1 pseudogene is annotated in these 290 nt (G+C 41.0%); it reads left to right on the forward strand.

Annotated elements, in window-relative coordinates:
* Nucleotides 1–85 precede the first annotated feature (85 nt).
* Nucleotides 86–290 (forward strand): annotated as a pseudogene (locus tag K6T82_RS24175) (response regulator); the annotation flags it as partial.

Consider the following 290-nt stretch of genomic DNA (forward strand, 5'->3'; position numbering starts at 1 on the left):
GTGCTATATTTGCCGAAAATGATTAATTTAGGTAGCTGAGTCCAAATATTGGGACTCGGAATGGCGAAGCCGTGAAAATAACTTTACCGTGCATCTTGCCGAAACGGGCGAAATGGCGCGCGACCTTGTTCAGGAAAACACTTGGGATATTATCTTGATGGATATTATGCTTCCGGGAATCGACGGAATTCAACTGACGAAATTAATGCGTTTTAAAAAGATTCATACTCCAATTTTAATGCTCAGCGCTTCCGATATGCTGAAAATACCTCACACCAACATTTTTCTCT

This window comes from Flavobacterium potami (genome assembly GCF_020026915.1).
GTDB classification, from domain to species: domain Bacteria; phylum Bacteroidota; class Bacteroidia; order Flavobacteriales; family Flavobacteriaceae; genus Flavobacterium; species Flavobacterium potami.